The 19,005-nt window shown below is 58.0% G+C and carries 18 protein-coding genes and 1 riboswitch; of the genes, 11 read left to right on the top strand and 7 right to left on the bottom strand.

Annotated elements, in window-relative coordinates; all coding sequences use genetic code 11:
- The first annotated feature begins 103 nt into the window (after window positions 1-103).
- Complete coding sequence (locus ACVWZ1_RS10350; protein ID WP_457503320.1) at window positions 104-709, top strand: hypothetical protein; 606 nt, start codon at window positions 104-106, stop codon at window positions 707-709.
- Window positions 710-1,969, top strand: a complete 1,260-nt coding sequence (cbiE, locus tag ACVWZ1_RS10355; protein WP_457466563.1) for a precorrin-6y C5,15-methyltransferase (decarboxylating) subunit CbiE — start codon at window positions 710-712, stop codon at window positions 1,967-1,969.
- 46 nt (window positions 1,970-2,015) lie between these two features.
- Here the strand turns inward: cbiE and ACVWZ1_RS10360 are convergent, their stop codons facing one another.
- Window positions 2,016-2,618: a LabA-like NYN domain-containing protein gene (locus tag ACVWZ1_RS10360; protein ID WP_414332504.1), complete on the bottom strand. Its 603-nt coding sequence runs from the start codon at window positions 2,616-2,618 to the stop codon at window positions 2,016-2,018.
- 304 nt (window positions 2,619-2,922) lie between these two features.
- Here ACVWZ1_RS10360 and sfsA point away from each other — a divergent pair, with 304 nt between their 5' ends.
- From sfsA to ACVWZ1_RS10380, 4 genes are all read left to right on the top strand, one after another.
- Window positions 2,923-3,642: a DNA/RNA nuclease SfsA gene (gene sfsA / locus ACVWZ1_RS10365; RefSeq protein WP_457466562.1), complete on the top strand. Its 720-nt coding sequence runs from the start codon at window positions 2,923-2,925 to the stop codon at window positions 3,640-3,642.
- Window positions 3,643-3,740: 98 nt separating this feature from the next.
- Complete coding sequence (locus tag ACVWZ1_RS10370) at window positions 3,741-5,000, top strand: GTP cyclohydrolase II (RefSeq protein WP_457503321.1); 1,260 nt, start codon at window positions 3,741-3,743, stop codon at window positions 4,998-5,000.
- Window positions 5,001-5,012: 12 nt separating this feature from the next.
- Window positions 5,013-5,798 carry an exodeoxyribonuclease III gene (xth, locus tag ACVWZ1_RS10375; protein WP_457444728.1) on the top strand — a complete coding sequence of 262 codons (786 nt, stop codon included), beginning with the start codon at window positions 5,013-5,015 and terminating at the stop codon, window positions 5,796-5,798.
- Window positions 5,799-6,062: 264 nt separating this feature from the next.
- The gene (locus ACVWZ1_RS10380; RefSeq protein ID WP_457503323.1) at window positions 6,063-7,280 is read left to right on the top strand and encodes an RNA-guided endonuclease InsQ/TnpB family protein; all 1,218 of its coding nucleotides are present in this window, start codon (window positions 6,063-6,065) and stop codon (window positions 7,278-7,280) included.
- Here ACVWZ1_RS10380 and ACVWZ1_RS10385 read toward each other — a convergent pair.
- Window positions 7,235-7,696: a sigma-70 family RNA polymerase sigma factor gene (locus tag ACVWZ1_RS10385; protein WP_011431900.1), complete on the bottom strand. Its 462-nt coding sequence runs from the start codon at window positions 7,694-7,696 to the stop codon at window positions 7,235-7,237. The genes ACVWZ1_RS10380 and ACVWZ1_RS10385 overlap by 46 nt on opposite strands.
- A 292-nt stretch (window positions 7,697-7,988) precedes the next feature.
- Here ACVWZ1_RS10385 and ACVWZ1_RS10390 point away from each other — a divergent pair, with 292 nt between their 5' ends.
- Together ACVWZ1_RS10390 and msrA are read left to right on the top strand one after the other, a co-directional pair.
- A complete protein-coding gene (locus tag ACVWZ1_RS10390) occupies window positions 7,989-8,921 on the top strand; it encodes an ABC transporter permease (RefSeq protein ID WP_457466558.1) in 933 nt (310 codons plus the stop codon).
- 82 nt (window positions 8,922-9,003) lie between these two features.
- Window positions 9,004-9,672: a peptide-methionine (S)-S-oxide reductase MsrA gene (gene msrA, locus ACVWZ1_RS10395; protein WP_457466568.1), complete on the top strand. Its 669-nt coding sequence runs from the start codon at window positions 9,004-9,006 to the stop codon at window positions 9,670-9,672.
- 14 nt (window positions 9,673-9,686) lie between these two features.
- Here msrA and cysW read toward each other — a convergent pair whose 3' ends face one another.
- The 4 genes from cysW to ACVWZ1_RS10415 all read right to left on the bottom strand — a co-directional run bounded on the left by cysW (window position 9,687) and on the right by ACVWZ1_RS10415 (window position 14,501).
- On the bottom strand, window positions 9,687-10,514 hold the full coding sequence (cysW, locus tag ACVWZ1_RS10400) for a sulfate ABC transporter permease subunit CysW (RefSeq protein ID WP_457466557.1): 828 nt from the start codon (window positions 10,512-10,514) through the stop codon (window positions 9,687-9,689).
- Window positions 10,504-11,316, bottom strand: a complete 813-nt coding sequence (cysT, locus tag ACVWZ1_RS10405; RefSeq protein WP_414408233.1) for a sulfate ABC transporter permease subunit CysT — start codon at window positions 11,314-11,316, stop codon at window positions 10,504-10,506. The genes cysW and cysT overlap by 11 nt, the downstream gene beginning before the upstream one ends.
- 6 nt (window positions 11,317-11,322) lie before the next feature.
- Window positions 11,323-12,378, bottom strand: coding sequence for a sulfate/molybdate ABC transporter ATP-binding protein (locus tag ACVWZ1_RS10410; protein ID WP_457503324.1), 1,056 nt, complete (start codon window positions 12,376-12,378; stop codon window positions 11,323-11,325).
- A 221-nt stretch (window positions 12,379-12,599) separates the two neighbouring features.
- Window positions 12,600-14,501, bottom strand: coding sequence for a cation:proton antiporter (locus ACVWZ1_RS10415; RefSeq protein ID WP_457466554.1), 1,902 nt, complete (start codon window positions 14,499-14,501; stop codon window positions 12,600-12,602).
- A gap of 246 nt (window positions 14,502-14,747) precedes the next feature.
- A riboswitch (Glutamine riboswitch) is annotated at window positions 14,748-14,846 on the top strand.
- Between the two features lie 86 nt (window positions 14,847-14,932).
- On the opposite strand from ACVWZ1_RS10415, the gene ACVWZ1_RS10420 reads away from it, so the two are divergent.
- On the top strand, window positions 14,933-15,385 hold the full coding sequence (locus ACVWZ1_RS10420; RefSeq protein WP_011434342.1) for a DUF4278 domain-containing protein: 453 nt from the start codon (window positions 14,933-14,935) through the stop codon (window positions 15,383-15,385).
- Window positions 15,386-15,619: 234 nt separating this feature from the next.
- Here ACVWZ1_RS10420 and glnA read toward each other — a convergent pair whose 3' ends face one another.
- Entirely contained in the window at window positions 15,620-17,044 is a 1,425-nt protein-coding gene (glnA, locus tag ACVWZ1_RS10425; RefSeq protein ID WP_011434344.1) for a type I glutamate--ammonia ligase, read from the bottom strand.
- A 187-nt stretch (window positions 17,045-17,231) separates the two neighbouring features.
- Between glnA and ACVWZ1_RS10430 the strand changes: the two genes are divergently transcribed.
- Together ACVWZ1_RS10430 and trxB are read left to right on the top strand one after the other, a co-directional pair.
- Complete coding sequence (locus tag ACVWZ1_RS10430; protein WP_414356529.1) at window positions 17,232-17,411, top strand: hypothetical protein; 180 nt, start codon at window positions 17,232-17,234, stop codon at window positions 17,409-17,411.
- Between the two features lie 120 nt (window positions 17,412-17,531).
- Window positions 17,532-18,962 carry a thioredoxin-disulfide reductase gene (gene trxB, locus ACVWZ1_RS10435; protein ID WP_457503325.1) on the top strand — a complete coding sequence of 477 codons (1,431 nt, stop codon included), beginning with the start codon at window positions 17,532-17,534 and terminating at the stop codon, window positions 18,960-18,962.
- The last annotated feature ends 43 nt before the right edge of the window (window positions 18,963-19,005 follow it).

Below are 19,005 nucleotides of genomic sequence, written 5' to 3' on the forward strand. Positions count from 1 at the left end.
TGGCTTGCCAACTGCAGGGCTACCGTTCGCGCCAGCGGGCCGGAGGCCTTAAGCCCGCCCTGTACTGCGAAGCAGTCAGGGTCGGGTAGTTTACACCTTTCCCATGACCCCAGAACAAGAGGAGTGGCTGATTCGCAACCTTCAGCAACAACAAGAACAAATCCAAGAAATGCGGGCCGAGCAGCAGCGGTCGGCTGAGCGCTTTGAGGCTCAGATGGTTGAGATGCGGCAGGGCTTTGCAGCCCAAATCTCCGAGATCCGGGCTGAACAGCAACGATCTGCCGAGCGCTTTGAGGCTCAGATGGCTGAAATGCGGGCCGAGCAGCAGCGGTCGGCTGAGCGCTTTGAGGCCCAGATGGCCGAAATGCGGGCCGAGCGGCAGGCTATGGAAGCCCAACTCCAGACCGAAATCCAGGAGATCAGGGCGTTGATCCAACAGAACCAGGAGCGGATTCGACAGAACGAAGAGCGGGGAGACGAGCTGGAGGTGGCCATACAGGAGTGCCGCCGAGATATGCAGGCTGGGTTTGCCGAACTGAGGGAAGTGCAAGCCATGATGATGGAGCAATTTCGGGAGCGCGATGGCCGCCTGATCGAGGCTCAACTCAGCTTTATTCGGGAGATGCGGGAAATGCAACGGGAAGTGGCGGAGCTGCGACTGGATTTTCTCAATCACATGCGCCAATACCACCCACCTGTCGAACGTTAAATGGCTACGGCAGCACCTGGGCGGTCACCTCAGCTTGCGGTCGTAGGGGTAGCGGGGGATGGCTCTGTGGCTTCCTGGGGGATCCCCCCCCTTTCCCAAGCCAGGGTTTTGGCAGGAGCCCCTCATCTGCTCCGGCACTTTGCCGATCATCCGGCCCGCAAGATCCCGCTCACCGGGCCGGTGGAAAGTTGGATCCCGCTTTTGCAGCAGGAGATGGCTCAGGGATCCCTAGTTTTGTTGGCCAGCGGGGATCCGCTTTTTTTCGGGATCGGGCGGCTGTTGACGGAGTATTTCCCAGCGGAGCGGTTGGCCTTCTATCCGCAGGTGAGCTCGGTGCAGCTGGCCCTGAACCGCCTGCAGATCCCCTGGCAGGAGGCGACCATCCTCAGCCTGCACGGGCGGGGAGTGGAGCGGTTGGAAGCCGTTCTCAAGCAGGGATCCCCTGTGATCGTGGTGCTCACCGATCCGGAGCATACACCGACCGTCTTGGCCCAGTTCATTGCCGACCTGCGGCTGCCGGTGCGTTACCAAGCCTGGGTCTGTAGTCAACTGGGATCCCCTCAAGAGCAGATCGTGCCCCTCCAGGAAGGTCAGAATTCATCCTTCTCCAACCCCAACGTGGTGGTGCTGCGACGGGTAGAACCGGAGCCAGATCCCCATCGCTGGCCTTTGGTCGGGATCCCGGACGACCAGTTCTACACCTTTCCCGACCAGCCCGGCTTGATCACCAAGCAGCCCATCCGCCTGCTCACCTTAGGATCCCTGCAGCTCCCCCAGGAGGGCGTGGTGTGGGACATCGGTGCCGGCACCGGCTCGGTGGCCATCGAAATAGCCCGCCTCTCTTCTCGGCTCCAGGTCTATGCTGTCGAGCGCAACGCCATGGGCATCTGTCTGATTCGGCGCAACCGGCAACGCTTTGGCCCAGAGAACCTGCAGGTGATCCCGGGGGCAGCCCCCCAAGTGTTGGCCAACTTGCCCGACCCAGATCGGGTGGTGCTGGGCGGCGGCGGCAAAGGGATCCGCGACCTGCTGCCGGTGGTGGAAGCCCGCCTGCGGCCTGGAGGGATCTTAGTGGCCAACTTCGCTACCCTAGAAACCTGCAGTGAAGCCCTGCAATGGCTGCGTTCTCGGGGCTGGCAAGTTCGAGTAGATCACGTTCAGATCTCCCGCTCTGCCGTCCTGGCCGAGGGCACCCGCTTTGCCCCCCTGAACCCGGTTTACCTGCTGCAAGGGATCCCTTCAAATTGGAAAGCCCAGTAAGCCCCCCGTTGCTCTGCTTTCCCTTCTCCCTGTGGGGGAGGGAAAGTTATCCCTCGTCCTCCTCATCGGCGGTGAACCCTGGTCGGTACAGGTAGGCGGAGGAGGGACGGTTGGTCTTCTTGATTTGGTCTTTGATGGATTCCAGGTCGATGTAGCGATCCGCCAAGTTGATCAGTTGATCGCTGGTCATGGAACGCAGGCTAACCACCTCCACTCGCGCCCCTTGGTAGCTGACGGCATTGACCGCGTAGGCCAAGTCCCCATCACCGCTCACCAGCACAGCCGTCTCATACCAGCGCACCAGCGACAGCATATCCACGGCAATTTCCACATCCAGGTTGGCTCTCTTGGATCCATCGGGCAACTGGGTTAGCTCTTTGGTAACCACGCGGTAGCCATTGCGGCGCATCCAGAGCAAAAACCCCTGCTGCTTTTCGTTGTTGCGATCGACGCCGGTGTAGAAAAAAGAGCGCAAAAGGGGCGACCGACCACTCAGCGTCTTCAGCAGGCGGGTGTAGTCGATCTCAATGCCCAGTTGCAGAGCGGCATAGAACAGATTGGATCCGTCGATGAATATGGCCACACGCCCACGGTTGTCCTGCAAGGGATCCGCAGGCTGAAAGCCGGGATCAGGATCAAGACGCAGCATTCGGGTTTTCTTCTCCAAGTTTTGACAAAAGGGCAGAAAAAAGAGGTGTTAAATGGGTTTAATCGCCAATACAGCTCTTTCCGGCAGCACTGACTACAGCTAATGCAGACGCCTCTCTTGTGCGATAGGGATCTTACTGCTTCCCAGAGTGATCTGCAGAATTCCCATGAAGTCGGAAAAAGCCGTAAAAGGCTGCCCCAAGCCTTGGGACACATGATTCACCCTAGCGCAGGAGAGACGATCCCCGGAGAAGATTTCCAAAATCCTAAAGAAAAAATACCTACGATAAGGAGAGGCTTTGCGGATGGAGTGCAGGGATGGGCCGGTGCCTTACCGCTTTTCGAGCCCCTTGCACAGAGGGGTGCTGCGCAGCCGCTACAAGCGGTTTTTGGCCGATGTGGAGCTGGAAAACGGGCAACAGATCATCGCCCATTGCCCCAACACGGGGCCGATGAGTGGGGTCTGTCAGGTGGGGGCACCTGTGTACCTCTCCCATCACCCGGAGCCGAAACGGAAACTGGCCTACACCTGGGAGATGATCCAGGTGGATGGAGTATGGGTGGGGATCAACACCAGCTTGCCCAATCGCCTGGTGGAATGGGGGCTGGAGCGAGGGTGGTTTCCCCAGTTGGCAGGATTTTCCCGCCGGCAACGGGAGGTGACCTGCGGCAAGAGCAAAATCGACTTTCTGCTGACAGGAGACGCTGGCTCGGCCTATCTGGAGGTGAAGAACACCACCTGGGCCAAGGGATCCCGCGCGCTGTTTCCCGATACGGTGACCACTCGCGGCCAAAAACACCTGGAAGATTTGATCGCGGTGCGCCAACAGGGTCAGCGTGCCCTGCTGATGTACTGGATCAATCGCGCCGATTGCACCGAGTTTGCCCCCGGCGAAGAACGGGATCCCCGCTATGCCCGTCTGTTTCGTGAGGCCCTGCAGGTCGGGGTAGAGATGTTGCCCTATCGGGTCGAGGTTTCGCCGGCAGGGATCCGCCCCTTGGGTTTGGCCAAAATCGTTGTCTAGGCACCCCAAAAGAAGGGGCAAGCTCTCTGGAAACGGCTGGGGATCGCCTATAATTCTGCTTTCTCCAGATTCTTCCATTTTCCAGGCATTTGAGGACCATGAGCGAACCTTCCTCCCGTCCTCATCACATTGTTCTCACCTCCCATCCCTCCCCTCATGGGACGCAAGCCCAGCCGATCCGCTGGGGAGCCTTGGATCCACTGCAGCGGGGGCCGGTGGTGGGTAGCCTGACCAATCTTGCCCATCGCAATGTCATCGGCACCCATGCGGGAGCCTACGCTGTCTATCGGGCATTGGCTGTGGCCAGTGGCTCTTTGCAGGCGGATCACCGCGCCGATTTAACCCATACTGCCCCGGTGGTGTCGATTGGCCCTCACCCAAGCTGGGGAGATCCAGACCGGATTGTGTCTTTGGATCCCTGGGGAGCGGTTGTGGGAGAAGTCTTTGCCCCCCTCTATGCCCAGGGCTACGACATTCGTCCCACCATTGCCATTACCCAGGCCCACATCCACATGCCCGAACTGCAGGAGGCGGTCAACAAAGGGCGGTTGCGGGTGGATGGCCGGATCCTCAAAGACAATGGCAGCCTGGTGGTCACCAAAGCCGCAATCGAGCCGGTCTGGTACCTGCCGGGGATCGCCAAACGATTGCAGGTGAGCGAAAGCCTGCTGCGCCGCACCCTCTTCGAGCAGACGGGAGGCATGTTTCCAGAATTGGTGACTCGCCCAGACCTATCGGTGTTTTTGCCGCCCATCGGTGGCCAGACGGTGTACATCATCGGGCAAGTGGCCGCCATCACCGACCCGGCTTTGCCCCTGGCGGTGCGGGTTCACGACGAATGCAATGGTTCCGATGTGTTTGGCTCGGATATTTGCACCTGCCGCCCCTACCTGGTGCATGGCATTGAGGAATGCGTTAAGACGGCCCAGGCCGGTGGAGCTGGGGTGATTGTGTACCTGCGCAAAGAAGGCCGCGCCTTGGGGGAGGTGACCAAGTTTTTGGTCTACAACGCCCGCAAGCGCCAGGAAGGAGGGGATCGGGCTGATGCCTACTTCACCCGTACCGAGTGTGTGGCAGGGGTGCAAGACATCCGGTTTCAGGAGTTGATGCCGGATGTGCTCCATTGGCTGGGCATAACCCGAATCGATCGCCTGATTTCCATGAGCGACCTCAAGTATCGAGCCATCACCAACTCCGGCATTGAGGTTCTGCAGCGGGTGCCCATCCCAGAAGAGCTGATCCCGGCGGATGCCCGTGTGGAGATCGAGGCCAAAAAAGCTGCCGGCTACTACACCGAGGGGGAGGTGCTGGATGCGGAGCGGCTGGCCCAAATCCGAGGAAGAACCTTGGTGGAGTGAGCGGGATCCCTCATGCAAGTGGCTACCTGGAATGTCAACTCCATTCGCACCCGGCTGCCTCAGGTTTTGGCTTGGCTGGACAGCCAGGGATCCCTGGATGTGCTCTGCCTGCAGGAGACTAAGGTGGTGGATGAAGACTTTCCCCGGGCGGCCTTTCAGGAGCGGGGCTTTCATGTGGAGGTCTACGGGCAAAAGTCCTACAACGGTGTGGCTCTGATCAGCCGGGATCCCCCGGAAAAAGTAGAACGGGGGTTTGGTGCGCTGCTGCCTGCGGCGGCAGATTTGGACGAGCAAAAGCGGCTGATGAGCGCCATCTACCGCGGGATCCGTATTCTCAACCTTTATGTGCCCAACGGTGCTGAGGTGGGATCGGAAAAATATGCCTACAAATTGCGCTGGCTAGCCACGCTGAAGGATTACCTCGCCGTTGCCCTGAGCCAAGGGGATCCCATCCTGCTCTGCGGGGACTTTAACATTGCCCTGGAAGATCGGGATATTTATGATCCCCAAAAAGCGGGAGAAATCATGGCTTCCGAACCGGAGCGACAAGCCCTGCGGGAGATCCTGGCTTTAGGGTTTGAAGATGCGTTTCGCAGGTTCACCCCAGATCCCGGCCATTTTAGCTGGTGGGACTATCGCTCAGGGGGGTTTCAAAGGAATCGCGGCTGGCGCATTGATCATCATTATCTGTCTCGTGAGCTACAGGAGAAAGCCACCGCTTGCTGGATCGATGTTGAGCCACGGCGGGCCGAAAAACCCAGCGATCATGCCCCTGTCATTGTTGCCCTGGATATTTAAGCGCCTTGTTATAGTCATTTCAAGCTAGGTTGAGACACTCCCCAAACGCTCCCTGCCACTGCCTTCACCCCTTCTCTCAGAGGAAGAGGGGAGCCAGGCGGAAATGTTTCATTCCTGTTTAAATGACCATAACAGCTCATACCAACCAGCCATCCAATTAAAATGGAGCGGCCTCTTCGAGAATTTTCAGCTAGAAATCGCAGGAGCCCCGCACTGTACCCGTAGGGTCAGTGTCGGGAGGAATGCGGAAGTTATGATAGAACCATGACCCAAGTCCTGACCGTATCCTGCAAGCTCAAGGTGTCCCAGTCGCAAGCCGCAAAGTTGGATGCGACAATGGATGCCTTTGTGCAGGCGTTGAACTGGGTCAACCAAAACACACCAGAAAAAGTAGTCAACGCAGTCAAACTCCAGTCCCTTTGCTATTACCAGATTCGCGCTCGGTTTGGCTTGTCCAGTAACTTGGCTCAGCAGGTCTGCAGACGGCTGGCCGGTGCCCGTAAAGTTGCCCGACAGAAAAACCGTCCGGTCAAAGCGTTCAAGAGAGGCTTTGCGACCTACGATGCCCGTATCTTTTCGTTTCGCGAGAAAGACTGGACGGTGTCGCTGACCACGGTGGAGGGTCGAGAGCGCTTTGAGCTGGCGATTGGCCACTACCAGAGAGAACGGCTGGCGGGCTCCAATCCCAAATCCGCCACTCTGGTCAAGCGTAAAGACGGCTCCTACTCTATTCAGATCTGTGTGGAAACGGAGCCATCCCCACCGCAAGGCACGGATAGAGTGCTAGGCGTGGATTTTGGAAGGACGGATATTGCCCATACGTCAGAGGGGGACAACTGGAATGGACAGCAGTTAAACAAGGTACGAGACCACTACTCCCGGTTGAGGGCGGCACTCCAACGCAAAGCCAGTAAGGGCACACGCAGTTCGCGGCGCAGATGCCGTCAACTGTTGCAACGGCTGTCTGGCAAGGAGAGACGCTTTCAAGTGTGGGTCAATCATCGCATCTCCAAAGCTATTGTCTCTAGGGCAAAAGCTACCAACAGCGCTATTGCTCTGGAAGACTTGACAGGGATAAGGACTCCGTCCCGCTGGCGCGAACGGGAAAGGGTCAATCAACAGCCACGCAGCAAAGCCGAACGGCGCAGGGCCAACAGTTGGGCGTTTTATCAACTCCGTCAATTTTTGGAGTACAAGGCTCTGCGTGCAGGGGTTGCTCTGATTCTTGTTCCGCCTGCCTACACGTCGCAGACCTGCCACCGGTGTTTGCACATTCATCCCGACCCTGCGCAATCCTACCGCAGTGGAAAGAAGTTTAAGTGTGGACACTGTGGATGGGAAGGGGATGCGGATTTGAATGGTGCGAATGTAATTGCGCTTTTGGGGGCTGCTGTGAACCAGCCTAGAGGTTCGTGGTTGGCTTGCCAACTGCAGGGCTACCGAAAGCCCGCCCTGTACTGCGAAGCAGTCAGGGTCGGGTAGTTTACAACCATTCTGTGTTCGGGGCTGAGCTGAGCCATGCTTTGCTGTAGAGCCTGTTGGTAGTGCAAGTGCATCAGGTCGGGGCCAGGGTGAGCGATATCCGATCCGAGGGCCAGGTTTTGGGTTTGGGAGTGTTGCCGGGCGCAGCGCCGTCGCTGATCTGAGGCCACATTCCAGCAGATGCGATACAGCCAAGTGGAAAACTGGGCCGAGCCGCGAAACCGAGGCAACCCTTTCCAGGCACGAATAAACACTTCCTGTACCAGGTCATCCAAAAGATCGGCTCCACACAAGGGATAGAGGATATTCCGTACCGACTGCTGGTATTTGCGGTAGAGTTGGCGAAAGCTCTGGCTGTCGCCGTTGAGGCAGCGCTGGATCAGCTCCCAATCGGATGTATCCTTTGCCGCCTGCACGAGAGGACGCTCCCTTGTTCTCAACCTTGCTTTGTCTGACTCCCAATGCCCCCAAAAGGTTCAAAGGATCCCTGTCTACGATGGCCCTCCACTTCCCGCCAAGATACCGGCATCTTCTGATTGCCGTTTTCCCTCAAAGGATACCCGCCGGCAGGTGTAGACAAGCCAATCCCTCTTGCCTGTTCGCACTTTCTCAATCCCAATTCTGTTGAATTCTATTGGCTCGTCGACCTACAATTCCAATAACACCAAAAAGAGGGAATGAAAAGCTGATCTTCATGCCTGCCTGGCCATGACCAAAACAACTCAGATAACCGATAAACCCGATCTGTTTGGATTCCTCTATCGTCACCCGACGCTCACCCTTGCCATTCTGTTGGGGCCACCTCTCATTTGGTTGCTGGTCTTTTACTTGGGGCCGCTGCTGGCGCTGCTGCTGCAAAGTTTTTATCATCTGGATCCCTTTACCGGCCTGATCCTGAGAAAGTTGACTTTGGCCACCTATCGAGAGCTGCTCACTCCGGCCAATGTGGATATCTTTGTCCGCAGCTTGACTATGGCTTTGGCAGTCACTTTGGCTGCCATTGTGTTGGCTTTTCCTCTGGCTTATACCATGGTCAGACTGGCCTCTCCTCGCTGGAAGGGCTTTTTGTATTTGTTGGTGCTCCTACCGCTTTGGTCTAGTTATTTGATTCGGGTTTATGCCTGGAAGTTGATCTTGGCTAAAGAAGGGATCCTCACCTACCTACTCGCCCATGTGGGCCTACAGGGATGGGTGGAAAAGATTTTGCAGTTGCCCGGGATCGGTGGGCCATCGCTGGCCGTATCCAACTTGGGTATTTTCTTGGTGTTTCTCTATGTTTGGCTGCCCTACATGATTCTGCCGATTCAGGCGGCTTTGGAGCGAGTGCCCGATAGCTTAATTGAGGCTTCTGCAGATTTGGGGGCTCAGGGTTGGCAAACATTCCGCCATGTTATTCTCCCCCTCGCGTTGCCAGGGATCCTGGCCGGGTCGGTCTTCACCTTTTCCTTAACGCTAGGAGATTTTGTGGTGCCTTATTCTCTGGGCAATTCCAGCTATTTCATCGGGCAGGCAGTTCTCGCCTTTCAGGGCACCTCTGGCAACATTCCCTTGGCGGCAGCCTTCACGGTTGTGCCGATGGGGATCATGACCGTCTATCTGCTAGTGGCCAAGCGGCTGGGGGCTTTTGAATCGGTGAGCTGACCCAATGTGAGGATTTTTCCGGGACATGAGGAGCCAACTGAGCTAGGCTGGTAACTGTTAACGAATGTATCGGGCTGTCCCTATGGTGCTCTTTGGCTTTGGCAAACTTGGCAAGAAACTGTCCCTGCCCAAACCGGAAGAAGCCTTGCCGGGCCGGGCCGAGCCGATGGTGATCGTGAATCGGCATTTTGTCAACGGCAATCCGCTGCAGCCGCCTTTTCCCGAGGGCATGGAGCTGGCCATGTTCGGCATGGGCTGCTTCTGGGGGGCAGAGCGCAAGTTTTGGCAGGTGCCAGGGGTGTTCAGCACAGCGGTGGGCTATGCCGGCGGGTTTACCCCCAACCCCACCTACGAAGAGGTCTGTACTGGCCTGACCGGCCACAACGAAGTGGTGCGGGTGGTTTACGACCCGGCTCAGGTCAGCTATGCCCAACTGCTGAAGGTGTTTTGGGAAAATCACGACCCTACCCAGGGGATGCGCCAGGGCAATGACGTGGGCACCCAATACCGCTCCGGCATCTATGTGTATTCTCCGGCGCAGCGGGAGCTGGCGGAAAAAACCCGCGATCTCTATCAGCAGGCCCTGACCGCCCACGGCTACGGCCAGATCACCACCGAGATCTTAGACGCGCCTGAGTTTTACTACGCCGAAGACTACCACCAGCAATATCTGGCCAAGAATCCGCGCGGCTACTGCGGCCTGGGGGGCACTAAGGTTTGTCTGCCGGAGATCCTCACCGAGCCTGCCTAGCCCCAACCCAACCGTCAAAAGACTCGGCGGGAATGGGATCCCCGCTCAAGGAACTCCCTAGCCACTAGGGTTACCACCGCCAGCAAGGAGAGCACCACCGCCGCCGCATAGGCTGAGGCAGTGGCGTAACTGCGATAGGCATCTTCCACGAACAGGGGCAGGGTTTGGGTGCGCCCGATGATGTTGCCGGAGACCACGGCCACAGCGCCGAACTCCCCCATGGCGCGGGCATTGGTCAAGATGACGCCGTACAAAAGGCCCCAGCGGATGTTGGGCAGGGTGATTCTCCAAAAGATCTGCCAGGGGGTTGCCCCCAGCGTTTTGGCGGCTTCTTCCTGGTCGGTGCCTGCCTCCTCCAACACCGGCAACACTTCCCGCGCCACAAAAGGAAGGGTGATGAAAGCCGTTGCCAACACAATGCCCGGAAATGCAAAGATAACCCTCCAGGATCCCAGCCAACCCTGACGCCCGAAGATGAGCACCAGCATTAGGCCAGCCACCACCGGGGAAATGGAAAAGGGCAGATCGATCAGGCTCAGCAGCAGCGCCCGCCCCGGAAAACGCCGATGAGCAATGGCCAAGGCGGCACAGAGGCCGAAAAAGGTATTGAGGGGCACAACGACCAGCGCCGTCAGCACCGTCAACCGCAGGGCACTGAGCAACTCCCGCTCCGTCAGGCGATGGAGAAAGGCTGGGATCCCTTCTCGAAACGCCTGATAGAAGATGTTCACCACCGGGATCCCGAGCAGCAGCGCGATGTAGAGCCCGACGATCCCGATCAACAGGCCCGACAGCCATGTTGAGGGCTTCGGTTTGACACCTGCTACCTCGTCAGGTTTCATGGCGGCTTCCCCAGGCTTGCAGAAGATTAATTACCACCAGCGACAGGAAAGAGATCCCCAACATCACCGTTCCGATCACCGTTGCCCCGGCATAGTCGTGTTGTTCCAGCCGCTGAATCACCAGCACCGCCGCGATCAAATCCCGAAAGGGAATGCTGGAAGCAATGATCACCACAGAGCCGTATTCCCCAACGGCGCGGGAAAACCCCAGGGCCACCCCGGTGAGCACTGCCGGCAGAATCTGGGGCAGCACCACCCGTCGGAAGGTCTGAAAGCGGGAAGCCCCCAAACTCCAGGCTGCCTCTTCTACATCTTTCTCCAGCTCCTGCAACACCGGCTGCACCGTCCGCACCACAAAAGGAAAAGAAATAAACAGCATCGCCACACCCACCCCCAAGCGGGTAAAGGAGATGCGGATCCCCAAGGGGGCCAAAAGGGATCCCACCCAGCCGTTGCTGCTGTAAACCGTCGCCAAGGTGAGGCCGGCTACCGCAGTCGGCAGAGCAAAGGGCAGATCGATCAACCCCTCTAGGAGCTTTTTGCCGGGGAAGGCGTAGCGCACCAACACCCAAGCGGTCAAAGTGCCCATCACGCCGTTGATCAGAGCCGCCAGCAACGCGGTTACAAAAGTAACTTCATAGGCGGAGAGAGCCACGGGATCCGTCGCGATCCGCCAAAACTCTGCCCAGCCCACAGTGCTGGACTTGGCGATCAAGGCAGCCAGCGGCAGAACCAACATCAAGAAGAGATAGCCCAGGGTCAGCCGCCACGGCCAAGACAGTTGAGACAAAGCCTGCAGCAACGCTTCTCAAGCTCCCACCGGCATTGCGGTCATTTCGGTTTTTTTGTCGTTTTTTTTGACGGGAAAGGCTTTCACCACCTTGGGGCGCACATAGACCTGCTGCCCCACCTGCAGGGGTTGGTTGGCATATTGCTCGCGGCTGAGATGGGCCCACAGGGATCCGCCGTCGCTCAGAACCAGCTCTGCCTGAATCTCCCGCCCCAGGTGAATGATCTCTTTCACCCAAGCAGAGACGCCGCTGCTACTGGGGTTAACTTCAATCTGCACATCGTGGGGGCGCAAAAAAAGCTGATGCGGGCCGGTCTGCACCTCGGGAAGCTGGCAGGAGAGTTGGGAACGGGGAGAAAGCTCGTTGACTGGGCCGACAAAGCTCATCACGAAGGGTGTAGCTGGATGGTCATAGATTTCTGCCGGGGATCCCACCTGTTCGATCCGCCCCTCGTTCATCACCACGATCTGATCCGCCACCTCCATGGCTTCCTCTTGATCATGGGTTACAAATACCGTTGTCACATGCACCTCATCGTGCAGGCGCCGCAACCACTTGCGCAGCTCTTTGCGGACTTTGGCATCCAGGGCCCCAAAGGGCTCATCCAACAGCAACACCTGCGGCTCCACCGCCAAAGCGCGGGCTAGGGCCACCCGCTGCCGCTGCCCCCCAGAGAGTTGAGAGGGGTAGCGATCCCCGAACCCCGATAGCTGCACCAGCTCCAACAGCTCATCCACTCGCGCCCGGATCTCGGCCCGTGAAGCCTTGCGGATCTCCAAGCCAAAGGCGATGTTCTGCCGCACCGTCATGTGCTTGAACAGGGCATAGTGCTGAAAGACAAAACCAATGTTGCGCTCTTGAACGCTGGCATGGGTAGCATCCCGCCCGGTGAGGAAAATCCGCCCCGTATCCGGCTTTTCTAGGCCGGCAATGAGACGCAGCAGGGTGGATTTGCCAGAACCCGACGGCCCCAACAAGGCCACCAGGGATCCCGTAGGAATGGTGAGATCGGTGGGGTGAAGGGCCTGAAACTCGCCAAAACGCTTCGATACCCCTTCGATGGTGATACCCATAGGTTCTGCCTAGCTAGTGGTTTGCCTGAGAAGTTGCTGGATCGGTTGCCGGCTGAGTCTTCTTGAGAGGGTGAGGGCAGTTAAACTCGCGGCTAATCTACGGTAAACCTGTCAACAAACCGTTGATACAGCTCCCAGGATAACTTGAACGGGGATCCAAAACAAGGGAGACTCCCTACCCAAATCCGTTGGAGTGCTTCGCGTGTAGCAGGGGTGGTGCGTCAATCGGCAGAGCCAGGGATCCCTGCCCATTCCGGCTGAACGGGCCGCTGCCAGCGTTCCCACCACGCCGAGGAAGATTCTGCCGGGCTGCTGTCATGGCTACTGTTGGCAGGGCTTTCTGGGGATAGGGGTTGGGCCTGCTGCGTTAGCCAACTGAGGGGGGCAGGGATCAGGCAACTGGGGTGGAGAGGGCGCAGATCGCGGTAGTGGCTGCTGCGAATGGCCAGGATCTCCTGCTGAATGATGTCTGGGGGTTCTCCCAATTCCAGCAACACATGGCTGCACAGACCCAAGCTGGCCTCGAATTCGGGATGGACAACTTCTCTGGCCCCCAACTGATAGAGCTGTTCGATGTCTTCCTTGTCGGTAGCTCGCACCACCACATCCAATCGCGGCGCCAACTCCAGAGCTCGTTTTAGGCAGAGGCGGATGCTCATGCGATCCGGCAGGGCAATGACCAGAGCGCGGGCCTGGGGCAGGCAAGCTTTCTCCAGCACCAAGGCGCTGGCGGCATTCCCATACAAGTAAGGGATCCCACGGGAACGCAGGTGTTGGATCACCCGTTCTGACTGATCGATAACCAAGAGGGGGTGACGACGGGCTTCCAGAATGCGCACAATATCTTGCCCCACCTGCCCATAGCCGCACACCACCACATGCCCCTGTTGAGGAGCCTCAGGGGCCAGAGCACGAGGCCGCTCGCCCAATTCCAACCAACGGGCCAAGAAGGGGATCCCGTGTAGCCCGGAAAACAGTCGAGGAGCGCCCCTCAGCAGAAAGGGGGTGAGCAGAAGGGTAACGGCTGTAGTGCTGACAATCAACAAATAGATCTGTCGCGACACCAACCCCAACGCCTGCCCCTCGCTGGCCAGCACAAAGGAAAATTCGCCGATTTGCGATAAGCCCAGCCCCACCACCACCGCTGCCGGCAGAGCGTAGCCAAACAGCCGCGCCAAAGGAGCCACGATGCAAAACTTGCCCACCATCACCAGCCCCACCAGCCCCAGGATCAGCAACAGATGGCCGAGGATAAAGCTGGGATCGATGAGCATGCCGATGGCCGCAAAAAAGAGAGCGGCAAACACATCCCGCAAAGGCTCCACATAGTCCAGGGTTTGGTCGGCGTATTCCACCTCCGAGATCATCAGCCCGGCAATGAAGGCCCCAATCTCGCTGGAAATGCCCAGCCGCTCCGTCAACAGGGCAATCCCCACGCAGAGGCTGATCACCCCCAGCAGAAACACCTCTTTGCTCTCCTGCTGAGCCAGCAGACGCAGGAAACCGGGAACCAGCCAAATCCCGCCTACCACCGCCCCCAGCCCCACCAAGCCGATTTCTGCCAAGGCCCTGGCCAGGGATCCCGCCAGCTCCGGCAAGGGACAATCCAAAGCCGGCAACACCGCCAGCATCAGCCCCACTGCCAAGTCCTGCACAATCAGGATCCCCAACATGGCTTGGGCTTGGGGAGTGTCCATCTGGTTGGTCTCGGTGAGGCTTTTGAGCACCACCGCCGTGGAAGACAAGGAGAGTACGGCCCCTAAAAAGATCCCTTGCACCGGCGTCAACCAGCCGCTGACCACCGCCAGCACCGCCGTGATCAAAATCGTCAGGCTGATTTGCAAAATGCCTCCGCCAACGGCGATCCCCCGCACTTTGCGCAATTCTTTCAGGGAAAACTCCACCCCCAAGGTGAACAGCAAAAAGGTCACCCCAAATTGAGCCAGGGTTTCCACCTGAACCAACTCTTTGATCCACCCCAGCCCGGTGGGCCCCACCAAGATCCCGGCCAGTAAGTAGCCGAGCAACACCGGCTGCCTCAGCAGCGAAGCCAAGAATCCACCTGCTGCCGCTGCCGCCAATACCGTCACAATGTCCAAAATCAGACGAAAGTCTTCCTGCACAGGGCACCCACCAAGGAATGTGAACTTTTGTAGCCAATCCTGAGGATTCTTCCACGATAATGCTTCCTCTGGCATCTCGGACAGAGTGGAGAACCTGGCCCCAAGCCCTGCACCTTACTTCCCCCAGGGATCCCGGCTGACTAGTCCCGATTAGAGGAAGCTGGCCAGAAACTCAGTGGAAATTTTTGTTAAAACTTGCTGGCAATACCTCAAAACCGTAGCTTATAATACAGAATGTAGATAGAAATCGTTCATCCTCTCGCGTGCTGGGCGGCTCGTTAATGTAGGTAGAGCGACATCACGGCCAGAGGACGGAAGTAGGGAGATATCCCGAAGGAACGCGCCTCAACTCTTCTGGTAACCGTGTGGCTTCTCTTGTCTCTCAGGAGAAGGCGAACGGATGAAAACTCAACTCATTGGAGGCGAAGATCATGGCACTCTTTTACCGTGGCGTCGATTACACCCCCTCTTCTGCAACTGCAGCGGTTTCTCCCGGCAAAGTGGGGGGTCGTTACCGGGGGCTGGACTGGCGGTTCCGCCACCTGAGCAAGCCGGTGGTTTTGCCCACCAACCTTGACCTGCTCTATCGGGGTGTTGCTCATCATCTCAAGGCGGCCGAAGGGCCGGCTCAACCCGTTCAGACGGCAGAGGCATCTGCCCCGGTGGCTGCCAATGGCCGTTCTCATGTCTTGGATGAGCTGTCTCGCCGCTTGATGATGAGCCATCAACGCTTGATTCGGATTCGCCAGCAATCCATGCTGCTCCGCGGTACAGAGCAGATTGGCCTGCATGTCAACGTGCGCAACTTCTGGAACCGCATTCAAGGAAAAGTGCATCCCACCTTTCGGCTCAACTACGACCGTAGCCGTGTCAGCATGAGCTGATCTGCCCGTAACTGTTGATGCTCTGGCATGAGCTCAGCGAGAAGGGATCCCGGCTGGGGATCCCTTTTTGCGGCGAGTTTTGTTGGGTCGATGGGCAGCGCGGGATCGTTGGCACGAGGTGCTGTTGACCAAAAGCAGCCAAGTTGCTCAAGGGATCCACAATTGAGGGGTGCTATTTCCTCGGAAAAAAACGGGATCCCATCAGGGATCCCGCTGCAGAATCGGCCACACCGCTTAGGCGTCGAAGTAAAGGGCGAACTCGTAGGGGTGAGGCCGCAGATTGATGGGGTTGATCTCGTTGTCGATCTTGTACTCGATATAGGTCTGGATCAGATCCTCAGTAAAGACACCGCCCTCTAGCAAGAAGGCATGATCCTTCTGCAGGTTTTCCAGGGCATCCAGCAGGGATCCAGGCGTGGAAGGGATCTTGGCCAGCTCTTCCGGCTCCAGATCGTAGATATCTTTGTCCAAGGGCTCGCCGGGATGGATCTTATTCTTGATCCCGTCCAGGCCAGCCATCAGCATGGCCGAAAAGGCGATGTAGGGGTTGCAGGTGGCATCCGGGCAGCGGAACTCCAGACGCTTGGCCTTGGGATTGTTGCCGGTCACCGGAATGCGAATGGCAGCGGAACGGTTGCCCTGGGAGTAAGCCAGGTTCACCGGCGCCTCGAAGCCGGGCACCAAGCGCTTGTAGGAGTTGGTGGTGGGGTTGGTGAAGGCCAGGATTGCCGGGGCATGCTTGAGCAGGCCACCGATGTAGTAGAGAGCTGTCTCGCTCAGGTTGGCATAGGTGCCTTCGCTGTAGAACAGGGGCTGGCCATCCTTCCAGAGGGACTGGTGGGTGTGCATGCCAGTGCCGTTGTCGTTAAATAGGGGCTTGGGCATGAAGGTGACGGTTTTGCCGTGCTTGCGGGCCACGTTCCGGATCACGTATTTGTAAACCATCATGTAGTCGGCAGCCGTGATCAGATCGGCAAAGCGATAGCCCAGCTCCCCTTGCCCGCCGGTAGCCACCTCGTGGTGATGCTTCTCGATGGGCACCCCCAACTTGCCCATGGTCAGCAGCATCTCGGTGCGGATGTTTTGATGGGCATCGGTGGGCGGGGCCGGGAAATAGCCCTCTTTGTAGCGAGGCTTGTAGCCCAGGTTGCCGCCTTTCTCCTCGCGGCCCGAGTTCCAGCGACCTTCGATGGAATCCACGAAGTAGTAGGCCGAGTTTTGGGTTTGGTCGAAACGAACATCCTCAAAGATGAAAAACTCTGCCTCCGGCCCGAAGTAGGCGGTATCGGCAATGCCCGTCGATTGCAGATAGGCAACGGCACGGGCGGCAAGGCTGCGGGGACAACGGCTATAAGGCTGGCCGGTGCGCGGCTCAACAATGCTGCAAGTTATGCTGAGGGTGGGCACCTCCAGAAAGGGATCGATCCAAGCCGTCTTGGGATCCGGCACCATGTACATGTCCGACTCGTTGATCGCTTTCCAGCCCCGGATACTGGATCCGTCAAAGGGAAGCCCCTCGGTGAAGGTTTCTTCCTTGATCATCGAGGTGTGGAAGGAAACATGCTGCCAGGTGCCAAAGATATCCACAAACTTGAGATCCACTATCTGGACGTTGTTGTCCTGGATCATCTGAAGCACTTCTTGGGGCGTGGATGCCATTACTCTCTCCTGATTGGGTTGCGGTTAAGACTGGGGGAACTGTGGCTGAAACAAATGGGATCCCAGCAGGTGATCCCCACGCTTCGACCCAGACAGGCCAAAAACGCTCACTCATCCTAGAAAGGCCAACACGGGCATTTTGTAGTTTCTGATACAAAATTGCTTTGAGCCTGGCCTTCTGACCCACTTGCTGGCTATCTCGGACACCGCTTTTTCGCTCATCGGAGTCGCTCCCCTTTCCCTGTTGGTTTTGGTCAATCCAGATGGGGTGTTGGGGATCCAGAACTTGAGCAATGGCCGCCACCCTGCCAACCTCTGGGCAGAAATAACCGGATGGGGCGGGCAAAACCCTGCCCCGGTTGCCTGAGGCGAGCGAAAATTAGGATCAGCAGGCCCCCAGCTCGCCCGGTTTGCCAAAGGGTGTTAAGCTAAAGCGTAGTCGTTATGAGTTTGGCTTTTAGTCCTGTTGCAGAAGGAGAGACATCGGATGGCAGAGCAAAATCGGGTTGAGAATGTGGTGATCATCGGCTCCGGCCCTGCTGGGTTTACAGCAGCCATTTACGCTGGGCGTGCCAACCTGAAGCCGGTCGTGTTCGAGGGGTTCCAGGCGGGCGGGATCCCTGGCGGGCAACTGATGACCACCACCGAGGTGGAGAACTTTCCGGGCTTTCCCGAGGGCATCACCGGCCCCCAACTGATGAAGAACATGCGGGCTCAAGCGCAGCGGTGGGGGGCAGAACTTTACACCGAAGATGTCACCTTTGTGGATTTAAGCCAGCGGCCCTTTGTCGTCCGTTCTGACGAGCGGGAATTGCGCACCCACAGCCTGATCATCGCCACCGGGGCCACAGCCAAGCGCCTACACCTGCCGGGGGAGGAGACCTACTGGAACCGGGGCATGTCAGCTTGTGCTGTCTGCGATGGGGCTATGCCCATGTTCAGAGGGGTGGAATTGGTGGTGATCGGCGGCGGCGATACTGCCTGTGAGGAGGCCACCTACCTGACCAAGTTTGGATCCCATGTGCATATGCTGGTGCGCAGCGACAAAATGCGGGCCAGCAAGGCCATGCAGGATCGTGTTCTCAACAATCCCAAGATTACCGTGCACTGGCACAGCGAAGCGGTGGAAGTGGTGGGGGATGGTCTGCGTCTGACCGGGGTGAAAGTGCGCCACAACCAAACCGGCGAAATACGCGAGATGTCAGTGGGTGGCCTATTTTATGCCATTGGCCACAAGCCCAACACCGACTTGTTCAAAGGACAACTGGAACTGGATGAAGTCGGCTACATCGTCACCCGCCCGGGATCCGTGGCCACCAGTGTGGAGGGGGTGTTTGCCGCCGGCGACGTGCAGGATCACGAGTTTCGTCAGGCCATCACCGCCGCCGGTACCGGCTGTATGGCAGCGATGTTGGCGGAGCGTTGGCTCTCCGAACACGGCTTGGCCCAAGAGTACCATGTCCTTGCCCAGAGTCCTCCTGAACCCAGCCCTGCCGCTGCTTCTGAGGCAGAGTCTGCTGGGGATCCTGCTGTTGAGGAGGCCAGCTTTGAGGAGAATGGACAGGATGACTTAGACTTCAGCAAGACTTGCCATGAGGGGAGCTATGCCCTGCGGCGACTCTACCACGAAAGCGATCGCCTGCTCATGGTCAAGTACACTGCCCCCACCTGTGCCCCTTGTCATGCCCTCAAGCCGATCTTGAACAAAATCATCGACGAGTTCTCGGACAAGCTGCACGTGGTGGAGATCGACATCGAGAAAGATCCGGAGATTGCAGAGGCAGGGGGGGTGACGGGCACCCCAACGGTGCAGTTTTTCAAAGACAAGGCCCTGGTGGCCCAGTTGGTCGGCGTTAAGCCCAAATCCCAATATCGAGAGGTGATCCAGGCCAATTTGTGTGAGGAAAAATCCCCCTAAGGATGTTTTCCTCTCCAACCTCTGGCCCCTCTCCCCAAGGGAG

This window comes from Thermostichus sp. MS-CIW-25 (genome assembly GCF_054060015.1).

Excerpts from the sequence above, each read along its gene's own strand:
- ACVWZ1_RS10350 (WP_457503320.1), top strand. The coding sequence starts at position 104 with ATGACCCCAGAACAAGAGGAGTGGCTGATTCGCAACCTTCAGCAACAA.
- cbiE (WP_457466563.1), top strand. The coding sequence starts at position 710 with ATGGCTACGGCAGCACCTGGGCGGTCACCTCAGCTTGCGGTCGTAGGG.
- ACVWZ1_RS10360 (WP_414332504.1), bottom strand. The coding sequence starts at position 2,618 with ATGCTGCGTCTTGATCCTGATCCCGGCTTTCAGCCTGCGGATCCCTTG.
- sfsA (WP_457466562.1), top strand. The coding sequence starts at position 2,923 with ATGGAGTGCAGGGATGGGCCGGTGCCTTACCGCTTTTCGAGCCCCTTG.
- ACVWZ1_RS10370 (WP_457503321.1), top strand. The coding sequence starts at position 3,741 with ATGAGCGAACCTTCCTCCCGTCCTCATCACATTGTTCTCACCTCCCAT.
- xth (WP_457444728.1), top strand. The coding sequence starts at position 5,013 with ATGCAAGTGGCTACCTGGAATGTCAACTCCATTCGCACCCGGCTGCCT.
- ACVWZ1_RS10380 (WP_457503323.1), top strand. The coding sequence starts at position 6,063 with ATGACCCAAGTCCTGACCGTATCCTGCAAGCTCAAGGTGTCCCAGTCG.
- ACVWZ1_RS10390 (WP_457466558.1), top strand. The coding sequence starts at position 7,989 with ATGACCAAAACAACTCAGATAACCGATAAACCCGATCTGTTTGGATTC.
- msrA (WP_457466568.1), top strand. The coding sequence starts at position 9,004 with ATGGTGCTCTTTGGCTTTGGCAAACTTGGCAAGAAACTGTCCCTGCCC.
- cysW (WP_457466557.1), bottom strand. The coding sequence starts at position 10,514 with ATGAAACCTGACGAGGTAGCAGGTGTCAAACCGAAGCCCTCAACATGG.
- ACVWZ1_RS10410 (WP_457503324.1), bottom strand. The coding sequence starts at position 12,378 with ATGGGTATCACCATCGAAGGGGTATCGAAGCGTTTTGGCGAGTTTCAG.
- ACVWZ1_RS10420 (WP_011434342.1), top strand. The coding sequence starts at position 14,933 with ATGGCACTCTTTTACCGTGGCGTCGATTACACCCCCTCTTCTGCAACT.
- glnA (WP_011434344.1), bottom strand. The coding sequence starts at position 17,044 with ATGGCATCCACGCCCCAAGAAGTGCTTCAGATGATCCAGGACAACAAC.
- trxB (WP_457503325.1), top strand. The coding sequence starts at position 17,532 with ATGGCAGAGCAAAATCGGGTTGAGAATGTGGTGATCATCGGCTCCGGC.